The organism is Acinetobacter sp. 22301, from assembly GCF_052045285.1.
GTDB lineage: Bacteria > Pseudomonadota > Gammaproteobacteria > Pseudomonadales > Moraxellaceae > Acinetobacter > Acinetobacter pittii.
Window position 1 is genome coordinate 146,407 of sequence record NZ_JBQEOR010000001.1, and the last position, 21,643, is coordinate 168,049.

At 38.2% G+C, this 21,643-nt stretch carries 18 protein-coding genes; 12 read left to right on the forward strand and 6 right to left on the reverse strand.

All coding sequences use genetic code 11. The annotated features are described in order from the left end of the window. Positions 1–104: 104 nt before the first annotated feature. A complete protein-coding gene (gene mdh / locus ACTJJH_RS00670; RefSeq protein ID WP_004791599.1) occupies positions 105–1,277 on the reverse strand; it encodes an iron-dependent methanol dehydrogenase in 1,173 nt (390 codons plus the stop codon). 230 nt (positions 1,278–1,507) lie between these two features. Here mdh and ACTJJH_RS00675 point away from each other — a divergent pair, with 230 nt between their 5' ends. Next, positions 1,508–3,220 carry an AAA family ATPase gene (locus ACTJJH_RS00675; protein ID WP_440600554.1) on the forward strand — a complete coding sequence of 571 codons (1,713 nt, stop codon included), beginning with the start codon at positions 1,508–1,510 and terminating at the stop codon, positions 3,218–3,220. Positions 3,221–3,263: 43 nt separating this feature from the next. Continuing rightward, a complete protein-coding gene (locus ACTJJH_RS00680) occupies positions 3,264–3,623 on the forward strand; it encodes a 5-carboxymethyl-2-hydroxymuconate Delta-isomerase (protein ID WP_032004768.1) in 360 nt (119 codons plus the stop codon). A 122-nt stretch (positions 3,624–3,745) separates the two neighbouring features. Here ACTJJH_RS00680 and thiM read toward each other — a convergent pair whose 3' ends face one another. The 3 genes from thiM to ACTJJH_RS00695 all read right to left on the reverse strand — a co-directional run bounded on the left by thiM (position 3,746) and on the right by ACTJJH_RS00695 (position 6,175). Then, the gene (thiM, locus tag ACTJJH_RS00685) at positions 3,746–4,573 is read right to left on the reverse strand and encodes a hydroxyethylthiazole kinase (RefSeq protein WP_014207083.1); all 828 of its coding nucleotides are present in this window, start codon (positions 4,571–4,573) and stop codon (positions 3,746–3,748) included. 35 nt (positions 4,574–4,608) lie between these two features. Further along, complete coding sequence (locus tag ACTJJH_RS00690; RefSeq protein ID WP_276123874.1) at positions 4,609–5,766, reverse strand: hypothetical protein; 1,158 nt, start codon at positions 5,764–5,766, stop codon at positions 4,609–4,611. A 151-nt stretch (positions 5,767–5,917) separates the two neighbouring features. Beyond that, positions 5,918–6,175 (reverse strand): hypothetical protein, encoded by a 258-nt coding sequence (locus ACTJJH_RS00695; protein ID WP_342371372.1) that lies wholly within the window; start codon positions 6,173–6,175, stop codon positions 5,918–5,920. A gap of 318 nt (positions 6,176–6,493) precedes the next feature. Between ACTJJH_RS00695 and pepN the strand changes: the two genes are divergently transcribed. The 9 genes from pepN (at position 6,494) to ACTJJH_RS00740 (ending at position 17,487) form a co-directional block, all read left to right on the forward strand. Beyond that, positions 6,494–9,100, forward strand: coding sequence for an aminopeptidase N (gene pepN / locus ACTJJH_RS00700; RefSeq protein WP_440600555.1), 2,607 nt, complete (start codon positions 6,494–6,496; stop codon positions 9,098–9,100). Positions 9,101–9,685: 585 nt separating this feature from the next. Then, positions 9,686–10,216 carry a Csu type fimbrial protein gene (locus ACTJJH_RS00705; protein WP_057070438.1) on the forward strand — a complete coding sequence of 177 codons (531 nt, stop codon included), beginning with the start codon at positions 9,686–9,688 and terminating at the stop codon, positions 10,214–10,216. Between the two features lie 73 nt (positions 10,217–10,289). Continuing rightward, positions 10,290–10,994, forward strand: a complete 705-nt coding sequence (locus tag ACTJJH_RS00710; RefSeq protein ID WP_057077329.1) for a fimbrial biogenesis chaperone — start codon at positions 10,290–10,292, stop codon at positions 10,992–10,994. 9 nt (positions 10,995–11,003) lie between these two features. Beyond that, complete coding sequence (locus tag ACTJJH_RS00715) at positions 11,004–13,463, forward strand: fimbria/pilus outer membrane usher protein (RefSeq protein ID WP_440600556.1); 2,460 nt, start codon at positions 11,004–11,006, stop codon at positions 13,461–13,463. Beyond that, a complete protein-coding gene (locus tag ACTJJH_RS00720; protein WP_017398417.1) occupies positions 13,454–14,473 on the forward strand; it encodes a Csu type fimbrial protein in 1,020 nt (339 codons plus the stop codon). The genes ACTJJH_RS00715 and ACTJJH_RS00720 overlap by 10 nt, the downstream gene beginning before the upstream one ends. 226 nt (positions 14,474–14,699) lie before the next feature. After that, the gene (locus ACTJJH_RS00725; protein WP_057076855.1) at positions 14,700–15,386 is read left to right on the forward strand and encodes a glutathione S-transferase; all 687 of its coding nucleotides are present in this window, start codon (positions 14,700–14,702) and stop codon (positions 15,384–15,386) included. A gap of 7 nt (positions 15,387–15,393) precedes the next feature. Further along, positions 15,394–16,155: an SDR family NAD(P)-dependent oxidoreductase gene (locus tag ACTJJH_RS00730; protein WP_057076857.1), complete on the forward strand. Its 762-nt coding sequence runs from the start codon at positions 15,394–15,396 to the stop codon at positions 16,153–16,155. A 9-nt stretch (positions 16,156–16,164) separates the two neighbouring features. Beyond that, a complete protein-coding gene (locus ACTJJH_RS00735; protein WP_304395920.1) occupies positions 16,165–16,848 on the forward strand; it encodes an SDR family NAD(P)-dependent oxidoreductase in 684 nt (227 codons plus the stop codon). 78 nt (positions 16,849–16,926) lie between these two features. After that, positions 16,927–17,487, forward strand: a complete 561-nt coding sequence (locus ACTJJH_RS00740) for a chorismate mutase (RefSeq protein WP_304395919.1) — start codon at positions 16,927–16,929, stop codon at positions 17,485–17,487. Here the strand turns inward: ACTJJH_RS00740 and ACTJJH_RS00745 are convergent. Beyond that, complete coding sequence (locus tag ACTJJH_RS00745) at positions 17,468–17,803, reverse strand: hypothetical protein (RefSeq protein WP_086399543.1); 336 nt, start codon at positions 17,801–17,803, stop codon at positions 17,468–17,470. The two genes, ACTJJH_RS00740 and ACTJJH_RS00745, sit on opposite strands and share 20 nt — an antisense overlap. A 692-nt stretch (positions 17,804–18,495) precedes the next feature. Between ACTJJH_RS00745 and ACTJJH_RS00750 the strand changes: the two genes are divergently transcribed. Then, entirely contained in the window at positions 18,496–19,047 is a 552-nt protein-coding gene (locus ACTJJH_RS00750; protein WP_336015897.1) for a TetR/AcrR family transcriptional regulator, read from the forward strand. Between the two features lie 74 nt (positions 19,048–19,121). Here the strand turns inward: ACTJJH_RS00750 and ACTJJH_RS00755 are convergent, their stop codons facing one another. After that, complete coding sequence (locus ACTJJH_RS00755) at positions 19,122–21,311, reverse strand: TonB-dependent receptor family protein (protein WP_087400892.1); 2,190 nt, start codon at positions 21,309–21,311, stop codon at positions 19,122–19,124. Positions 21,312–21,643: the final 332 nt, after the last annotated feature.

A 21,643-nucleotide genomic window follows, 5' to 3' on the forward strand; every position in this document is an offset into this window, starting at 1 on the left:
ATTCTAAAAAAAGGGAATACCGCTGGAGCTAAGTATTCCCCAAAAAAGTAAGTCAACGGTCGGAGGGATTTGACTTACTAGAGGGATATGCCATTACATCAGTATTAGAGTGCTGCTTTAAAAATCTCCACAACTTGTGCATGATTTGCTTTACGAGGGTTGGTGAGCATACATGCATCTTTTTGAGCATTATCTGCCATCACTGCAAGGTCTTCAGTTTTTACACCAAGCTCGGTTAAACCAGATGGAATACCAATTGATGAAGACAGTTTACGAATGGCATCAATAGCAGCATACGCAGCTTCCATCACTGTTAATCCGTGAGTTCTTACACCCATTAACTCTGCGATTTTTGCGTAACGATCTGGGCAAGCAATTAAGTTAAATTCACAAACGTGTGGTAACAAGATTGCATTACATACACCGTGCGGTAGGTTGTAGAAACCGCCTAACTGGTGCGCCATTGCGTGAACATAACCTAAAGATGCATTGTTAAATGCCATGCCAGCCAAATATTGTGCATAGCTCATCGCATCACGCGCTTCGATGTTTTCACCATTTGCGACAGCAGGTTGTAACCACTGGCTAATCATCGTAATCGCTTTTTCTGCACACGCATCAGTAATTGGGTTTGCCGCCGTAGAAACATATGCTTCAACTGCATGAGTTAGCGCATCCATACCTGTTGCAGCGGTTAAACCAGCCGGTTTTGCAATCATAAGTTTCGGGTCATCAATGGCAATAAGTGGGGTACAACGCCAGTCAACAATCGCCATTTTTACGTGAGTATCGGTATTGGTAATAATACAGAAACGAGTCATTTCCGATGCAGTACCAGCCGTTGTATTCACTGCAATGAGTGGTGTCATTGGGACTTTACTTTTATCGATGCCTTCGTAGTCACGAATATGACCGCCACCTGCAGTAACTAAGCCAATCCCTTTTGCACAGTCATGAGATGAACCGCCACCTAGTGAGACAATAAAGTCACAGCCATTTTCATTATAGGCATTTACGCCATTATGAACATTAATATCGGTTGGGTTAGGTTCTGCACCTGGGAATATATGGCTTGCAACGCCTGCTTCAGTTAAATAATTCGCGATAAGATCTGCAACACCAAATTTAAATAAGCCTTCATCGGTCACAATTAATGCTTTTTTTGCGCCGAGGTTTTGTGCCTTTGTACCAATTTCTTTAGCACATCCTGGTCCAAAGAGTGATACACATGGAATATAAAAACCGTTTGTTTGATCTGCAATATTTTTAAAAGCCATGGAGTGATTCCTTCTTCCATAAATCCATTGTTTGTTATTACAGGTGAGCCTCACCATGGCCTTAGTATTGTGATGTGAAGTTTATTTTCCTACCTACCAAAAACCTACCAAATATTACTTAGGATTTAATTATTGATTTTTAATGACTTTATATAAAATTTGGCACATTCATTTAATTTTTTCGGGAAAATCGTTAAGCTATGGGTTGTTAAAGATGTACATATGAGATTATGAAACAGGAAACTGCGCTTAAACTGCTTAAAGCAGGTGAAAATGTCTTTTTAACCGGTTCGGCTGGTGCAGGGAAAACCTATACACTTAATCAGTACATCCAATACCTTAAAGCACGTAAAGTGCCTGTGGCAATTACGGCATCTACAGGTATTGCAGCAACACATATGAACGGTATGACCATTCATACATGGGCTGGCATTGGCATTAAAGATCTGTTAACTGACGACGATCTAAAACGCATGAAAGAGCGTAAATATCTCAAGGAACACCTTGAAAATGCGCAAGTTCTTGTGATTGATGAAATCTCGATGCTACATGCGAAACAGCTTAATCTGGTCAATCAGGTTCTAAAATATTTTAAAGAAAGTGATGAGGCATTCGGCGGTATTCAAGTTATTGTGGCTGGAGATTTCTTCCAGTTGCCGCCTGTAGGGCGTAATGGTGAAGCCAATCGTGACAAGTTTTGTTTTATGTCAGATGCATGGGTCGAAGCTAAATTCCGTGTATGTTATTTAACAGAACAGCACCGTCAAGACGATGAAATTCTGAACCAGATTTTAAACGCCATCCGTGCGCAAAACATTCAACCAGATCATTTGCAAGCACTGCGTCAATCAAGCTCGCATAATATTGGTGAGACCTTTACTCGTCTTTATACGCATAATATGGATGTTGACAACATCAACTATCAGCATTTAAATGAAATTGATAACGAAGGGCATCAATTCAATGCTGTTTTAGATGGTAATGAAAAATTATTAGAAACTTTAAAATCTTCAGTGCGTGCGCCAGAAGAACTCACACTTAAAAAGCATGCCAAAGTCATGTTTGTAAAAAATAACTTTGATATGGGCTATATCAACGGAAGTTTGGGTGAAGTCATCGGCTTTGAGGAAGATGACGAAAATGGCTTACTGCCGAAAGTAAAACTGACTGATGGCACGACTTTGCTGGTTGCTCCTGAAACGTGGTCCGTTGAAAATGAAGCAGGCAAAGTGATTGCAAGTTTTCAGCAAATTCCGCTTCGTTTAGCGTGGGCGATTACTATTCATAAAAGCCAAGGGATGACTTTAGAAGCGGCTGAAATTAACCTCATGAACACCTTTGAAAAAGGTCAGGGTTATGTTGCATTGTCACGCTTAAAATCTTTAACTGGTCTAAAATTATTAGGGATTAACGAGCAAGCTTTAGAGTTAGATAGTTTAGCTGTAAAAGCGGATCGTCGTTTTCAAGAGCTTTCAAAAGAAGCCGAAGATAACTTTGCAGATGTAGATTTAACGGCTCAGCATAAAGCGTTTATTCGTCACTGTGGCGGCACCTTAAATGAAACCGAGATTTCTCGTAATGAGAAGAAACTCGCAAAAGGTGGCAAGCAAAATTACGCTACGGCAACGCTAGATGAGACACGTGCGTTGTTTGAAGAAGGCTATGAGATTGAAGACATCGCGCATGAACGTGGTTTAACCCCAGCGACGATTATTAATCACTTGGCTCGACTGCATAAAGAGCAAAAGCTGGATATTTCAGTTGCCCATCCGGGTGAAGAGGTGGTCGAAGAAATTCGTAAAATTTATAAGAAGCTGAAAAAGCGTCAAAATCCAGATCATTTTTCTGATGATGGTTCGATCAAACTAAGACCAATTGTTGAAGCAACCAGTCCTCGAATGGGATATGATCAGGTCCGATTAGCTTTATTATTTATTGAATAAAGTTTAATTCGCTTAATGACTTATTATATAAATTGAGGTGGCTATGCCGCACGTTGTAGTTGATTATTCAGAAAATTTAACTGGATTAAACGCAAAACAATTACTTGAAGAAATTAATACCACACTGATTGAAACAGAGCTATTTAGTCCAGAAGACATTAAAAGCCGCGCGCGTAAAGATGATGTTTTCTTGATTGGTTTGGGACTGGAACAGGCTTATATTCATGCAAAGGTCTATATTTTGTCGGGAAGAACGGCTGAACAAAAACAGCTTATGGGTGAGCAGTTATTGGCGGCACTCAGCAACAAAAAATATCTACACCCAGAGTTTAATAAAGAAATTCAATTGTGCGTTGAGCTTGTCGATATGCCAAGAGAAGATTATTTCAAGCAAGTTGTATAACACTAAAAAGCGCAATTTCGATCAAGAATAGAGATCAGCACTATGTAAAAGTAGTGCTTTCGAATGAACAGATATCTACTTACTTTTAAAGTGAGTCTAGCGTGATACAGGTATAACCTAGATTATGCCTGTATCTCTAAAAGCTTAATATCTGCATATTGCTCAATCAAGTTGTCATCTAGCATGTGGATGTAATCCATGAAGATGGTGCTAAAACTTCCCATAGTTTGCGCTTGATTTGCAGCAAGTTTACCTGCAATCGCAAAATGAACATGAGCTGAAAGAGCAGCAATAGTTGGTGTCGTCACAGCGCTATATGCTGCAATTAGCGCACCTAAAGCGCAGCCTGTTGCTGTAATTTTGGGCTGTAATGGACTTCCGCCGTTTACTTGAATAATGATGTCTAATTCTTTAGATAAAATGTAATCTGACTCACCTGAAATAGCGATACAGTCCGCATGTGCTAATAGTGCATAAGCCTGTTGATAGGCTTGATCACTGCTTAAAGTACTATCGACACCTTTAGATTGAACTTGGTTGCCAGCAAGCGTACTAATTTCTGAGGCATTACCACGAATAACGCTTGGCTTGAACTGTAAAAGCTCGTCTGTCATTTGACTACGCCAAGCTAAAATTGGTCCATAGCCGACTGGATCAAGCACCCATGGAATGCCATTGAGCTGTGCAGTCTTGGCAGAGATTTGCATAGCTTGCATTTGCTCTGAGGTTGGCGTACCCAAGTTAATGCTCAAAGCCGATGAAATTTTGGTAAAACTTTCTGCTTCATAAGGATTATCAATCATGGCAGGTGAAGCACCAGAAGCAAGTAAGACATTGGCTGTATAGTTGGCTGCAACGCTATTAGTAATGCATTGCACAAGAGGCGTTTTTGCCTGCATGTTTTGCCAAGCGTCAATTACCTGCTCAATCAAAGTCGATGCTGATGTCATGTTATTATCCTTATTAAGCCAAAGTGATTGTAGATTTAGTGAGTAAAATAATGATCTTGATGCTTACATCTTTGACAAATCAAAGAAACATAATCTGCCGTATCATAATCAACACTTAAATCATTTGAACCACAATGCATACAGCGTTTAACTGAATAAAAGTTTAATCGAGGTTCAATTTTCCGCCATGCTTTCCAGACAGGTTGTACAAAGATCTGTTCGTCGTAACCTAAGAAGCGGTTAAGTAAAATATAACTCATTTTACTGTAGGGAATATTGTGAGGACGAGGCAACATTGAGGTTTCCCACTTTTCAGCTAAGGCTCTCTCACGATATTGCTCTAAGGTTTTCTTTAACAAATTGGTGTTAATAAATTTTTCATTACGCGGCTGTAGGGCTTTCTGTTTATAAAGATATTCGAGTGCCGTCTGAATCAGATAATAGATTTGACCAATTGCTAATGAATCCATTAAGCGATAGCAAAAAGTTTGAAAATTAGAGCTTCCTGCAATTTGAATGCCCCAAGTTCGGCAATAGAACTGCATAAACTGAATAATCTCTTGATAGAGCACCTGAAAAAGTACGTCTTTTACTTCATCAGCACTACGAAACGGAATACCAAGACTTAAATTTTCATAAAACCAGTAGCGTAATTGCTGGGCAACACTAAATAAACTTGGGTCACTATAACCGTCCAAGCGAATGTTTAAATAAAAGCACTGAGGTTCATCAGCTTGATCTTGGGCGTTTAAAATTCCATCTTTATGGAGTTGCTTAATCAGATAGTTTTGAAAAATCCAGTTTGGTGTAATGGACTGATATTTAATTTTGTCCCAGTGAATGTATTCGTCATGAGCAATATCGTCTCGTGCATAGTCGTCGAGCAGGCTAAGTAAAAAAAGTTTATGCAAAAAACTGAGCTGTTCCAGACTACGTTGAGGTTGCTCTTTTGACTTAAACTGGCGTTGTTCTTGTAGGCGTGTTTGCTGTAAAAGCTTTTTTCGTTGTTTTGTGCATGTTTCACAATGACAAGTCATTTTCGTATCTTTAAATACACGGTGCTGACAATGACTGCATTCATGAAACTGAATGTCTTGTTCAAATTGCTCGGCATCTACCCAGTACATTGAAGCTTGGCAGAGAGGACAATGGCTACTTTCATCTAGCTGTTTCTGTAGAATTTGTAAGACCATTTTGCTCCGAACGTTTAAAACTATCATGATTGACTTATTATACACAGCCGCATTGCCGATAGCTGAGATTGTATTTTTGTTTGGTGCAAAAATAGAAAACCTAAAGTCCTTGTCTTAACTTTAGGTTTTCATAAAGGGTTAAAATTTAAAATTAAACAGGGCACGGCAAGCTCTCATCATTCTGTCCAAGCTTTTTGGCATTGATAAGTGCCTGCACTTTTTTACTTGGTAATTTTACTTTACCTAAAGCATCATAAGTATTAACGATAGAGGTCACCTCCTGAGCTGTAATAGAAATACCTTCCGCAGATAAAAATACTGCGATCACATGGTGATCGAGTCCTGCTGCGTCTAGATCATGAATCGTTTTAATATTTTCTAAACGATGAAAATGTGCTTTTAATTCCATACTGACACCTCTTGTTCTGATTGAAATATTTATATTGGTGTATTAATGAAGGCAAGAACCATGCCCAAAATGTAAGCTGACTCTAAAAAATGTTAAAAGCTGAAGTTGTTTTATTTTTATTGTATAGATTGATTATATAAGCAACGATTATCGTAAATTTGGTCTAATCTGTGCTAATAAAAGACGATTCTAATTTGAAATGTATAAATGAAGTCCCATTAATTTTATAAAGGCAAACAAACACGATATGTATGAATGTGTATGATCAAGTTCATAAAATTCGTACTACGGTTTCCGAAAAGTATATAAGGAATAAAGATGAATATTGCGGCGCAGCCTCCAGTTCAGGCAGATCAAACAGTTTATTTAAAAGATTATCAAAAACCTTCGTTCTTGGTTGAATCCATTAATCTTGATATTCAAGTATATGATGACAAAACAATTGTTGATTCAACATTAGTCATGAAGCGTCAAACTGCTGGAGACTTGGTGTTATTGGGCCGTGATCTTGAGTTGCAATCTATTCAGCTCAATGGTCAAGATCTTACTCCTGCACAATATTCACTCGACAGTGAACAACTGGTGATCACTGATGCACCAGATGAAGTCATTTTACAGACTCAAGTGATTATTCATCCTGAAACCAACACTCAGCTTGAAGGTTTATATAAAGCAGATGAGTTGTTTGTAACTCAGAATGAACCTGAAGGCTTCCGTAAAATCACGTTCTATCCAGACCGTCCAGATGTACTTTCAGTCTTTACGACACGTGTAGAAGCAGACAAAAAATATCCGGTATTACTTGCCAATGGTAATTTGCTTGAAACAGGTGAGGTAGGTGAAAATCGCCACTTTGCGATCTGGCAAGACCCGACTAAAAAACCAAGCTATTTGTTTGCTTGTGTTATTGGTGATCTAGCTGTTCTTAAAGATCGTTATACGACGTCTGAAGGACGTGATGTTGCTTTAGAAATCTATGCAATCGAGAAAGACATTCCAAAATGCCATATCGCAATGGAAGCATTAAAGCATTCAATGCGTTGGGATGAAGAACACTACGGCCGTGCGTATGACCTCGACAACTATATGATTGTTGCGGTGAGTCAGTTCAACATGGGTGCCATGGAAAATAAAGGTTTAAACATCTTTAATACTTCATGTGTGCTTGCTGATGAAGAATACACAACGGACGCTGCAATTATGCGTGTGCAGTCTGTGATTGCCCATGAATATTTCCATAACTGGACAGGGAACCGTATTACTTGCCGTGACTGGTTCCAGCTATGTTTAAAAGAAGGTTTAACGGTTTTCCGTGACCAGTCTTTCTCGGAAGATTTACAATCTGCTGCGGTTCAACGTATTGATGATGTCGCTGTACTTAAATCGCATCAATTCCCTGAAGACGCTGGTCCATTGTCGCATCCACCACGTCCAGATCACTTTGTAGAAATTAATAACTTCTACACAGCGACAGTCTATGAAAAAGGTGCGGAAATTAACCGCATGATGTCGACTTTGTTGGGTAAAGAAAAATACCGTCAAGGAACCGATGAATACTTCCGCCGTCATGATGGACAAGCCGTAACAGTAGAAGACTGGATTGCTGCATTATCTGCAGGTTCAGGTGTCGATTTATCTGCATTTTTAACTTGGTACAACCAACCAGGTACGCCAAAGCTTGAAGCAAAAGGTGAGTACGATGCCGCATCACAAACTTACCGTTTAAGCTTTAAACAAAGCTTAAAAGCACACCCTAAATATCCAAACTTAAAAGCTGTTCCAATTCCTGTTGCTTTAGCGCTTTTTAACGCTCAAACAGGGGAGCAATATACATTGCACAGTAACAGTCTATTCGTAAATGATGTTAAAGATGGCGTGTACTTGTTTGACCAAGATGAAGCAACTATTGAGTTTACAGGGGTAACTGAGCAACCTGTTGTTTCACTACTACGTAATTTCTCAGCTCCTGTAAATCTTGTATTTGATTACAGTGATGAAGAATTAGCATTCTTAATTCAACACGAAACAAACGGCTTTAACCAGTGGCAAGCAACGCAAACCTTACTTGAACGTATTTTGCTAGAAGACCATTCTGCAGATGCTTACATTCAAGCTATTCAAAGCACTTTGCCTGAGTTGGTTGGCCGCGACCCGCTTTTAGCATCACGTTTGTTTGATGTTCCAAGTGAAGGTTATTTAGGTAGCCGTATCGATCAGAACTATGCACCAGCCGATATTCATGTAAAACGTGAAGCTTTACTAAATCGTTTAGCACAAGAGCTGGGTTCGTTTTGGAAAGATACCTACCTTACACTTGACCCTGACTTGCAAAAAGAATTCTCTTTAGCCATGGGTGTACGTGCATTAAAAAATATCATGTTGATGATGATGGCTCGTCAGGGTGATCAAAGTGCATTTGAATTAGCGCATGTTCAATACCAAAACACAGGCAATATGTCTGAGCGTTTAGGTGCCTTACGTGTATTGGTTTGGCAAAATGCACCTCAAGCTCAAGAGGCACTTGCTGATTTCTATGATCGCTTTAAAGATGAAGCCTTGTCTTTAGATCAGTGGTTTATGATTCAAGCTGCAAACCCAAATGCGACAACAGAAACAATTGAGTACCTTACTCAACATCCAGACTATGATTTAACAACTCCAAACCGTATTCGTGCGGTAAGTGGTGGCTTGTCAAATAATCCTGAAAATACTTGGGGCTTTGGTGTCGCTCACTTTATTAACCTTGCAGAATATCTTGACGAGAAAAACCCAATTTTAGGTTCACGTCTGTTACAGGTGTTATCTCGTTGGTATACGCTTGCAGAGCCTCAGCGCACTCAAGTTCAGCAGGCTTTACAAGCATTGCAGCCTAAAGTGAAATCGAAAAATGTTTCTGAAACTTTAAATAGCATGCTGAGCGTTTAATTATTTAAACTTACTAAATAAAGGTCTCTAAAGAGACCTTTATTTTTTATATTTCTATAGAGATTTAAAGCGTAAAGAAAATAAATTTTTCCTTCTACGAATGTATCTTTAGCTTTACTCTTTGATATTTTACTTTTATTTAAATTAAGAGAACTGATAATTTGTTTGAGATAAATTTGTAAGTAATAATATAAAATTACCATTAAAAGCATAGTCAGGAAATAAACTAAGTATTTATGTAATTAGAATTTAATTTCATAAATTTTGATAATTTTTTGACATATTTATTTAAATTTAAATAAATAAATTTTTTTTAAATTTTATTAAAGTTATTTAAATCAAAAACTTAAGTTTTTTAATTATTGTTTTTTGTATCTGTAAGATAGGTTTAGGTAAATTTGTTTTATTGATTAGAAATTAAAAGAATAACGTGAACATGCATTTTATTTATTTTTATGTATTATGTTGGAAAGTAGGATAAAAAAATAAGCTTTAAAAGAGCAGTCAAATAAAAATGATTGTAAGAATAAGGGTTAAATTTTTTATATCTATTAATTCGACAATTTAGTTTAAAAGGTTTTGGCCATGAAAAAGACTTTTATTTATTTATCAGCAGTTGTTGCAGGAGTATTTTCTCTCAATGCAGCAAATGCAGCTACAGCAACAGGTACATTAACTGTTCGAGCAACGGTAACCAATAGTTGTGTATTGAATACCTCTGCAACTGGTACGACAACAAATGCAGTTTTAGACTTTGGTACTTTAAGTTCGCTGGCTAGCAATGTCGATGCAGATACGACAACGACAGGTGGTACCTCAATTAAAGTCCTTTGTAATAATACTGTGCCATGGACTTTGTCATTTGATGGTGGTCAGAATGTTTTATCAACCCAACGTCGTATGATCGGTGGGGCGACTAGCAACGAATATATTCCTTACAACCTTTTCACTGACACTGGGCGTGCCACAGCAATTGGTATTGCAACGACTGCCTACAGTGGAACTGGAACGGGTAATGTTCAAACTGTAAATGTGTATGGTCGTATTCCTGCAGGAACAACTTTACCAAGTGCTGGTAGCTATGTTGACAGTGTGACTGTTACAGTAACTTATTAATTTGCATAAATTAGAATTACGTTAGCCCTTTTGAAAGGGCTAATACATTAAAAAAGTTATATTTGAGCAAATCATGAAAAAAAATATTTTTATTATTACGGGATTATTTTTATCTTTATCTAGCTCTATTTATGCCGCTACAATCCGTCTTTCACCTGTAAATGTAGAAATATTAAGTAATCAAAATGCTGCTTCAATTAGTTTATATAACCAGTCAAATGAAAGCGCTGATTTACAGGTGCGTGTATTTGAGTGGAGACAAGATGCTGGTCAAGATCAATTAATCCCTACGGATGAAATTGTAGTTAGTCCACCATTTTTAAAACTACAACCTAGTGACTCTTATAACTTACGTGTAGTTAGAATTAACCCAGAACCTGTTTCTGGGGAAAAAACTTATCGTATTATTATTGATGAGTTACCAAAACCGATTGATAGCCGTAAAGCAGCTCAGGGAGTAAATGTATTACTTCGCTCATCATTACCTGTATTTATTGTCAATAAAGATGCAATTACCAAACTGAGTTGGAAAATTGATGTTAACCAGAACACACCTTCTTTAAATATTAGCAATATAGGTAACCGACATGCGCTGTTAAATAGTCTAACGCTTGTTGATACAACTGCGAATAAAAGTTATCCCATTAAAGTAAATACTGTGAATGGTTATATTCTTGCGGAGAAGTCGAAAAGTTACTCGATTAGTAACTTTACCTACCAACCAAATCATAAATACAGCGTATCTCTAACAGTTAATGGTAAGAAAACCACACTTTAAGAGGCTTATATGAAATACATTATAGGTGTCTTATGTGTTGCGTATTTTCCTGCATATTCTTTTGCCGAACAGTTATTAGATCATACGAATACTGCAGTTCCCAGTGTTCCTAAATCTGTAGGTAGCAATAGTAAATATACACAAGTAGGAACGAATGAGCAGGAGCAAGATCTTAATTTCATCCAGCTATTTTTAAATATTTCGATTAACTCAAATGCTTCTGAAGATTTGGTTGCTGTAAAGCAATCTAAGGATGGAAAACTATATATTCGATCTAGCACTTTAAAAACTTTAAGATTAAAAATGGATGAACATATCCCAGATAACCAGTGGGTATATATTAATGATCTAAACGGAATCCAGTTTAAATATCTCGAAAATGAGCAGTCTCTAAACTTAAAAGTTCCGTCGAACATGTTAACGGGTTACTCAGTTGACTTAAATGGCCAGCAGGTCACTAGCCCGAATTTGCTAAAGATGAAACCCTTAAATGCAGCCATTCTGAACTACAGTCTGTATCAGACTATGACCAATGACGAGAACGTTTTCTCAGGTACGGCAGAGGGTATTTTTAACAGTGCAATTGGTAACTTTTCATCAGGCGTTTTATATAACGGTAGTAATGAAAATAGTTATAGCCATGAAAAGTGGGTGCGCCTAGAAAGTAAGTGGCAATATGTCGACCCTGAGAAGATCAGGATATATACCCTAGGAGACTTTATTTCCAATAGCCCAGACTGGGGAAGCAGTGTCCGTCTTGCCGGTTTCCAGTGGTCGAGCGCTTATAGCCAACGCGGGGATATTGTCACCTCGGCACTCCCGCAATTTTCCGGCTCGGCAGCACTGCCTTCAACCCTAGACTTATACGTCAACCAGCAAAAGATTTATTCAGGGTTAGTCCCATCTGGTCCATTTGACATTAAACAGCTCCCGTTTATTTCGGGAAATGAAGTCACCCTTGTGACCACCGATGCAACGGGAAAGCAGAGCATTACCAAAAAGCCGTACTATTTTTCATCCAAGATTCTGGCAAAAGGTATAAATGAGTTTTCAGTAGATGTGGGGGTTCCACGTTATAACTATGGGCTCTATTCGAACGATTATGACGATGCCACTTTTGCCTCAGGTGCGATTCGATACGGCTACAGTAACTCGCTGACCTTAAGTGGTGGTGTAGAGGCTTCAACAGATGGTCTGTCGAACCTAGGCACAGGATTTGCCAAGAATGTTTTGGGTATTGGCGTGATTAATGCTGACATTGCAGCGAGCCAATATAAAGATGAAAACGGCTATTCTACCTTGTTGGGTTTAGAAGGGCGCATCAGTAAGAACATTTCATTTAACACCAGTTACCGCAAAGTATTTGATAACTATTTTGACCTTGCCCGTCTGTCTCAAGTGAGATATTTAAAAGAGAACCAGATTAATCCTGAGTCACAGAACTACCTGAACTACAGTGCAGTGGCCGATGAGATTTTTAGGGCAGGGATTAACTATAACTTTTATGCAGGCTATGGGGTTTATCTAGGTTATAACCAGATTAAATATAGTGACAACTCCTATAAATTACTGTCTACCAATTTAAGTGGAAGTCTGGACAAGAACTGGGGTTTTTATGCATCAGCGTATAAAGATTATGAAAACCACAAGGACTATGGAGTTTACTTTGCGCTGAGATATACACCGTCCAGTAAAGTGAATGCGATCACGAGTGTATCTAGTGACAGCGGTAGCCTACGGTATCGCCAAGAAATATTCGGTTTGTCAGAACCCCAAATTGGTTCATTTGGCTGGGGTGGCTATGTTGAAAGAGATCAGGATGCCAATGAAAACAATGCATCGGTCTATGCCTCTTACCGTGCCCGAGCAGCTTACCTGACAGGGCGATATAACCGATTTGGGGATAATGATCAGGTTGCACTTTCGGCGACAGGATCACTGGTTGCGGCGGCGGGACGTATCTTTGCGGCCAATGAAATTGGAGACGGCTACGCAGTTGTGACCAATGCCGGGCCACAAAGCCAAATTATAAATGGCGGGGTCAATTTGGGAGAAACTGACAAGTCTGGAAGATTTTTGATTCCTAGTCTCATGCCATATCAAGTGAACCATATTTATTTAGATCCATCGTATCTTCCTCTGAATTGGAATGTTAAATCTACAGATCAAAAAACAGTCGTGGGTTATCGTCAAGGAACTTTGGTTGACTTTGGTGCTCATCAGGTTATTTCAGGATTAGTAAAACTGGTTGATCAAAAAAATTCACCGTTAATGCCGGGTTATACCGTTCGAATTAATGGTCAGCAAAATGGGATGGTTGGGTATGACGGTGAAGTATTTATTCCAAACCTGTTAAAACAAAACAAACTTGAAGTCGATCTTCTAGATCATGGTTCATGCCAAGTTGACTTCACATATAACAGTAATCAGTACTCAACCAAAAAATTGGGACCTTATGTATGTCATTAAATATTATGAATAAGGCTCAAATAGAGAGCTATAAGTTTTTTCCATTGTCTTTAAAATATTTTGTAGGCATTTGCTTATTTTATCTTGTTTATGCATTTTTTAGTCCGGCACATGCAGCTTGTACGGTAAGTGGGACCACAAATAACACTTTTATCTACACAGCAGCAAATATCAATAGTGATGCAACCGTAAACCTTTCAGGAACAATTACTTGCACGAATTTAGGACTTCCCCAGATTTCTAATTTCATGTGTATGAAAACCGTATTTACGGGAACCACAAATGCAATTAACAGTGTTTCATTACCCTATACAGTTACTGCAACTGTAGGCGGAGCTGGGTCTTCTACCACAAACCAAACCTCCAATGTGTGGTATGGTCCAGTAGCAACAGTCGCATCAAATAATATTGTGAGCTACTCGGTAAATATAAAAGTACCAGCTCGAACGGGGTCTCTTATTGCATACCCTCAAGGAACATATACAGCTTCGGTTCGGTTGTATTGGGATATGGATCTTTTGGGTTTGTCATGTGGTGATTTACTTGGTGGCTGGGATTCAGGCGATACATTGCTAACAGCAAACTTTGTGGTCCCAAGCCTGTGCCAATTAAACTCAACCTCAACTGTAGATTTTGGAAATATTAATGATATTGGTACGACTAAGCGTGATTACACAGCGCAAGGGGCAGTGAATACAACCTGTAATTTTGGAACGCCATACAGTATTTATTTAGGGGATGGCAATAACCGTATAGCTGGGGGTTTTAGGCGTATGATCAATAGTAATAATGAATTTATTCCCTATCAGCTATATAAAGATTCTAACTATAGTACGGTATGGGATGCAACGGGAGGCGTAACCAATGTTGGGGGAACAGGGGGAGTCTCAAAAACAGGTACAGGAAGCGCTCAAACGACTACTGTGTATGGAAAGATTCCGCAAGGCACTGCCATCGCAAGTAGACCTGGTGTCTATTCTGATAGTGTTGTCGTTACGGTGACTTATTAATCTTTCAAATTTATATGAGGAGCTCTTTTTATAGCAGAGCTCCCTATAATTCAAAGTATATTGCTTAAAAATTGTTAAGATATAAATAATAAAAATCAAATAATTCTTAGCTTTTGGAACTTGTTCGTCATCAAAAACAGTTTGACTTAAAAAAGCATTGTGTATATTTATTGGTTAGTTCTAAAAAAGAACTAGATAAAAGGCAATTAAAAATAAAGGTGAATAAATGTCGAATATTATTTTGCATCAATGGGAAATTTCCCCATTCTGTCAAAAAATTTCAAGAGTTCTGAAATTTAAAGGAATTCCATTTGACACAGTTAACTATAACGGCATTCTTGGAGCGAAAGTTCCTCTGCTAAGTAAGGTGGGCAAAGTACCTGTCATTGACCATAACGGTCAGAGGATTCAAGACAGCACTCGAATCGCGCGCTATCTAGATGAAGCCTTTCCAGACACACCTCGGCTTTACCCTGAAGATCCAAATCAAAAAGCGCTTGCTGAACTTTGGGAAGATTGGGCAGATGAATCTCTTTATTTTTATGAAGTCTATTTACGCGTAAATGACTCAGAAGCTTTAGATGAATCGATTCGCATTAGTAGCATTGGTCGTCCAGCTTATGAAAAGCCGATGGTAAAAGGTTTTATTTTAGCCGAGTTAAAAACGCAGCTTTTCTTTCAAGGCTTAGGACGTATGAAAGCTGAAAATGTTGAAGAAGAATTTATCCGACATCTCGACCGTATTGAGCAGGTTTTATCACAAAGTGAATGGTTAGTTGGAAACAGCCAAACCATTGCAGATATAGCTGTAGTTGCTCAACTCGGTGAAGTGATTCGTACCAGTAAAAAATTTAGTAAAGAAATTTTGAATCGTCCGTTTATTGCATTATGGTATAAAAAACAAACAGGGTGAAATGTCTATGACATCAGCAACATTAGATAAAAAACAAGATTGTGCGGTTGTTATTGGCGTCGGGGCATCACAAGGTATTGGTGCAGCGGTGTGTCGTCTTTTCGCCAAAGAAGGCTTAAAAGTTTATGTTGCTGGGCGTACTTTTCAGAAAATTGAAGCAGTGGCTGCCCAAATCCATTCCAATGGTGGAGATGCTGTAGCGTTTCGTTTAGATGCAGAAGATATACACCAAGTACAGGCCTTGTTTGACACCATTACTAGTCAAAACGAGCGCATTACTGCTGTCGTTCATAATGTGGGAGGGAATATTCCTTCCATCTTTTTACGCAGTCCATTGTCGTTTTTTACTCAAATGTGGCAATCCACTTTTTTATCGGCCTACTTAGTTTCTCAAAGCTGTCTAAAAATTTTTAAAGATCAAAATCACGGTACGCTTATTTTTACAGGTGCGAGTGCGTCTCTACGCGGCAAACCTTTTTTCGCAGCTTTTACAATGGGAAAATCTGCCTTAAGAGCTTATGCCTTAAATCTAGCCCAAATCTATAAATCACAAGGCATCCATATTGCTCATGTGATTATTGATGGCATGGTCGATGGCGATAGAGTGAATAAAGCATTATTTGGTCTGGGGCGGTTAGCTCGTCTTACGCGTGGCACTGGCGGACTTAATATTGATGCAATTGCAGAAAATTATTGGATGCTTTACCAACAAACACCTCAGCTCTGGACACATGAGTTGGATTTACGCCCTTATCAAGAAAAATTTTGAGAGACTAAAATGCTAAAAAAAATATTTCAAAAATTTCAAAAAAAGCAGGGCTGTGTTGTAGTGGCTGGTCATGACCTTCAACTGATTGAGCGTGATTTTGTAATTCTAGATAAAAACGCACATTTTCCATTACATCTTTATCAAGTTGTGCATGATTCAACCGCGCAAAAGATGAAAATACATTCTATAAATGATGGCGTGACAGCAGTACATTTAAATTTAGTGAATGCAGATCACTTAAAATGCTTATTGCGTTATATTTCACAACACGGGCATACCATTGAACTCTGTGTATTTCAGCCGAGTTTTTCATCTTCGCCCAATATCGAAGCTTTATCTTTAGAAGAGATTGAACACAGTTGGCAGAGCACAGGTTTAAGTGCAGTAAGTGTCGCTCAAGCTGTGATTAAACCTATGCTTAAACAACAGCGGGGCACAGTTATTTTTCTTGGCGCACCCTCTAATCACTCGACCCATTACGATGTGTTAAGCCAAAGCATGTTTGCTAGCATTCGAGCTTTATCGCAGTCATTGGCGAGAGAGTTTCAACCCAAAGGCATTCATGTTAGTTATTGCATGATTGAAAAATGGGAAGGGCAAAACCAGCACTTTACCTCATCTCTCAAGCAAGTATGCCAACACATCTATCAGCAACCTGATTCTGCATGGAGCCAAGAACTTAGCCTATCTTGAAGTTTTACTTTTACATATTGTTAAAATACAGTACTGATCTGAAATGATCATAGAACAATAATTTCGGTAGGTTTTTAAATGGTGAATATAAAGAGTTTTCAGCGAACGGTTCAAGTAGTGTCGACCTTGGCAGCTTTTATGTGTTTTTCTTCACTCGCGCAAGCTTCACAATACACTCAAACTGCTCGTTTAGTTAACGAACGCTTATCTTATATGAAGGATGTTGCAGGTTATAAAGCAGAGCAGCATTTACCTATCGAAGATTTAACTCAAGAGAAGAAAGTTCTGGATCAATCGCTTTCTGAAGCCGAATCTTTTGGCTTAAATAGCGAAACATTAAAGCTATTTATTGTGACGCAAATGAATGTAGCCAAGGCCATTCAGTATCGCTATCGCGCAGATTGGTTGTCGAGTCCTGAAAGTAATTGGAAGCCACAAGATTTAGCAGAAGTACGTTTAAAAATTAGTTCTCTAAACACTGAGCTTCTAAAAAATATTGCCGTTGAACTTAAGAAAAATCATAACAATGCGCCTCATGGCTGTAGCTATATGTGGCCTGTTCAGCATCCACAACTTAAAGAAGCCGACAAAAAAGCTTTATGTGAGGCATTAAATAAAATTAAGTTAAGAAAGCAGTAAAACTTTTACATTTGAAACTTAAGTCTTCATCTTCCACTTGTCTGATTTCATAATTAACATTTTCCCACTGATTTTTGTGCTTTTCGATAAGTAAGCAAGGGAATTGTTGAAAATTATGTCTAAAACTATCATTCATACTTAAGTCTGAAATATGGTTAAAGCATACATTGAATTTAGGGGCGGAAGGATCATGTAAATCTTTAGATAGAATCAAAACAAGATTGTAGCAATTCATTATATGGTCATGTTCTATTTTGAATGTGTCTACTTGATCAAAATTAAAAAAATTTCCATTCATTTCGTCTAGGTCTAACATAATTATCCTTATTTTAAAGTAGTGATGAAAATCTATAATTAAGTTGTCGTTCATATTAACTAAAGACAAGCTAATAATGAATTTTTAACCAATTAATTAAATATTCTAATTCGATGAAAAACAATAATTATTTAACTGTTTTCTAGCCAATATCACATTGACACCCAAAACCTCTCCGATTATCCTTTGCCTGCTGGCCACATTGCCAGTCAGCTTTTGACAGAGCTGGTACAAAAGGCGCACAACAACGTATTATTTCGTTTTGTGCGTTCTCCTAAGTCACGCCTTTATGGTAAGGCTAGGAGGGGCACGCTTGCGTGCGCTGGTTTCCTTTTGTACCAGTCTGTCAACCCTTCTAGTCTTGCCACCATTATTTGACAGTAATTGGTAAGACTCTTCTAAATCAAAAGGAGTCCGCCGTTATGCGTACTATTTATTCTTTATTGGCCTCTGCCAAAATCTCTCTATTTATTCCATTTAAACAGTCTTTCAAACGGTTTAATCGGCTCTAGGTTTTCTATACCTTAAGAATCCTTACGACTAAAAAATCATAGCAACAATAAACCTGAGATAGGCGAGCACACCATTATTTGTGCCGCTTTTGCATGCCTGTTTTTAACGCTCAATTTAAGAGTGACAGCATTTCTATCTCATTTACTTACAACAAAAAAATTATTTTAAACGGTATAAAAATGCCAAATTTAGAAGCATCATTTAGAGCACTTCGCGTGCTACATGCGGCAAGAGATTTGTTTAAACAATATGGGTTTTATATTGGGATCGATCGAATTATTGAAGAAGCCAAAATTCCCAAAGCCACTTTTTATAACTACTTTCACTCCAAAGAAAGGCTTATTCAGATGAGCTTAACTTTTCAAACAGATGCATTAAAACATGAGGTGTTTTCAATTATTCATTTGTACCGTGAACTCATGGCATTCGATAAACTTAAGAAAGTTTACTTTTTACATGCAAACTTAGAAGGCTTTTATCGTTTACCATTTAAAGCCATTTTTGAAATTGAAAAGCTTTATCCTGCGGCCTATAAAATCGTGATTGACTACCGGAACTGGTTCATTAAAGAAATTCATAAATTCCTTTTAACTGTAAAAGTTAACGCTACAGTTGAAGATGCCTACATGTTTTTATTTGTGATTGATGGGGCAATGGCCCAGCTTTTAAGTGCGAATAGTACTGATGAAAGGGATAAATTATTAGAATATTTTATGTCAACGCTCGCTTAAATTGATCCATATTCTAGTGTTTAACTTATGAAAAAGCCCTCCGAAGAGGGCTTTTTATTCAATTTGGTTTAGCTTTAAAAATCAAAAGAGGTTTGTAGATAGAACGTACGTGGCAGTCCTACATACTTACCGCCAGTAGAGTCTGTTGAGCGAGTAAAATATTGCTTATCAAAGACATTTTTGATTCCACCAGCGATTTTTAAACCTTTAACTTGTGAACTTAAGTCATAAGAGGTACGTAGCGCAAAAGTGGTGTAACCCGGAATATCTCCATATTTACCATCAGCAGTTTCTTCTGTTTGATAGACATTACTATCTGGAAGATCTGGTGAATGCTGCTTAGATTGAGCAAACATATCCGCATTTAAAGACCATTTATCTACTGTGTAACCTAACCCAACATTACCGACATGACGCGAGTAAAATGGTAAGTCTTTATCTTTAAATTGACCAGCTTCAGCCACTGCTTTGGTGAAAGTATAGTTTCCATATACTTTTAAGCCTTCCAGTGCATCAGACAATTGTCCGAAATCATAGCTAATACCTGTTTCGACACCTTTGTGGCTGGTTGCCCCTAAATCTGTCCAGATTCCGTTATTAGCAGCATCACGAACCAATGAAAGCTCTTTATCAAAGTCTAAATAGAACACGGTAAATTCGGCATTTAAACCATTGCCCAAATATTTGGTGCCAATTTCATAGTTGTTCGACTTTTCAGGATGTAAGCCTTCGGTTGTAGCCGTTGCGGTTGTTCCTTCAAGACGAGCTAATTGACTGTATTGCTGTGGACCGAACGATACGCCTGCGTTTGCAAATATATTCCAGTTTTCATTTGCTGAGTACATCACGGATAAACTTGGTAAAAATTCGTCTGAATCAATTTTTGGATAAACAGTATTAGGTTGTCCTTTGTTATAACCTGTGAAGTTATTATGGGTTTCAATTGATTCGAAACGAACACCCGGTGTGATGGTCCAACGGCCGAGTTCCATACGGTTGTCGATATATACAGCATGTGCTTTAGTACCGCCTTCACTACTACTACGCGGAGCAAAATCTGGCACTGATGAACCTGCTGCATAAGATGCAGTACGTCCTGCAAATTCAGAACTTTCTTCTTTTAAATAGCGATAGCCAACCGTTACTTCATTTTGAGTATTACCAAGTTCATAAATGCGAGAGTAACGCGGTTCAATTGCATAGACTTTATAATCGCGTGGAGCAGAATCGAGGCGTTTTTGCCCATTCGCTAGTGTAGTCTCAAGATTACTAGTACGGAAAGAGTCGATGTAGTAACTCAAAACCTCGAAGTTATTTTTTTCATCTTTATGGTTATAACGTAAAGAGACATCTGTACGTCGACCTGCAAAATAGTTTTTTTCACCAGAAGATTGATACGGGTTTTCAGCATATTGCGCCTGAGTTAAACCCTCTGGCATTTCGCCGCGACCTTCATAGTGATGCAGATTTAAAGCAACCGAGTCTTTATCATTAAATTGATAAGCAGACTTTAGCATTACATCATCGATATCAATTTTGTTGTTTGCTTCTCGATAACCGTTTCCTTTGGTCCCTGAATATAGAAGGGCAAGGCCTAAACCATTATCTAAAGTTCCCCCCACAAATAAATTAGGGCTCAGTTTTACTTGATCAGTACCAGATGCATATTCTGAAGTTAGGCTAACAGTTCCGCTAAAATCTTGAGGAATTGATCGAGTAGCAAAGTTAATAATTCCACCTACGTTTTGAGGCCCAAAACGAACCGATCCCGCACCGCGCACAACGTCAACTGATTCAATATTCCCAATTGAAACAGGTGTCAAAGATAACTGTGGCTGACCATACGGTGCAAATGAAAGCGGAACACCATCGACTAGAACTGTTGAGCGAGGTGATAGGCGAGATGCTAAACCACGAACCCCAATATTGAGAGAAACATCACTACCGCCTGTTCCACTACTGTCTTGAGCCTGAACCCCAGGAACTTGCTTTAGAGCTTCGCGCAGTGAAGTTGCCGCCGTTTCATCTAAACGCTTACGGTCAATAATAGTTCGAGCGCCAGCATGTTTGTGAACAGTTTCTGCATTTGCTTCTTCTAACCAGTTACCTTGTGCCTTAATGGTAATAGTCGGTAATGCACTAGTGGTTGTATCTTCGGCATGTGCAGGAAGTGCTAAATAAGTACAAGCTAGTCCGATTGCATAGCTAAGTGTAGAAACTTTGAACTTAAAATTTGGGAGTAAAAGAGCAGATGAGCGGTCCATGTTGATGTATCGAAATCCTAAACGATAATTATAATCATTATAGCGAAAAAGTAACAAAATTTTATAAAATGGTTTATGTTTTTTCTAAGAATTTTAAACTTTTTCTAAAATGTTACTTTTGATAATAATTTCAAAGAGCTGACTATGATTTAGATATAAATAATAAGATTCTAGCTAGACATTGGCTGTTAAAAGATCGAAGCCCTCTTATGTACAGCCACATATAATTTCTATTTAAAGACACAGTAAGTATAAAAGTAGTGGTGAGATCAAAAGTATACTATTACAAACTTAATGGAGATAAACAGGTAATAAGTTGAGTTTAAAGGCTA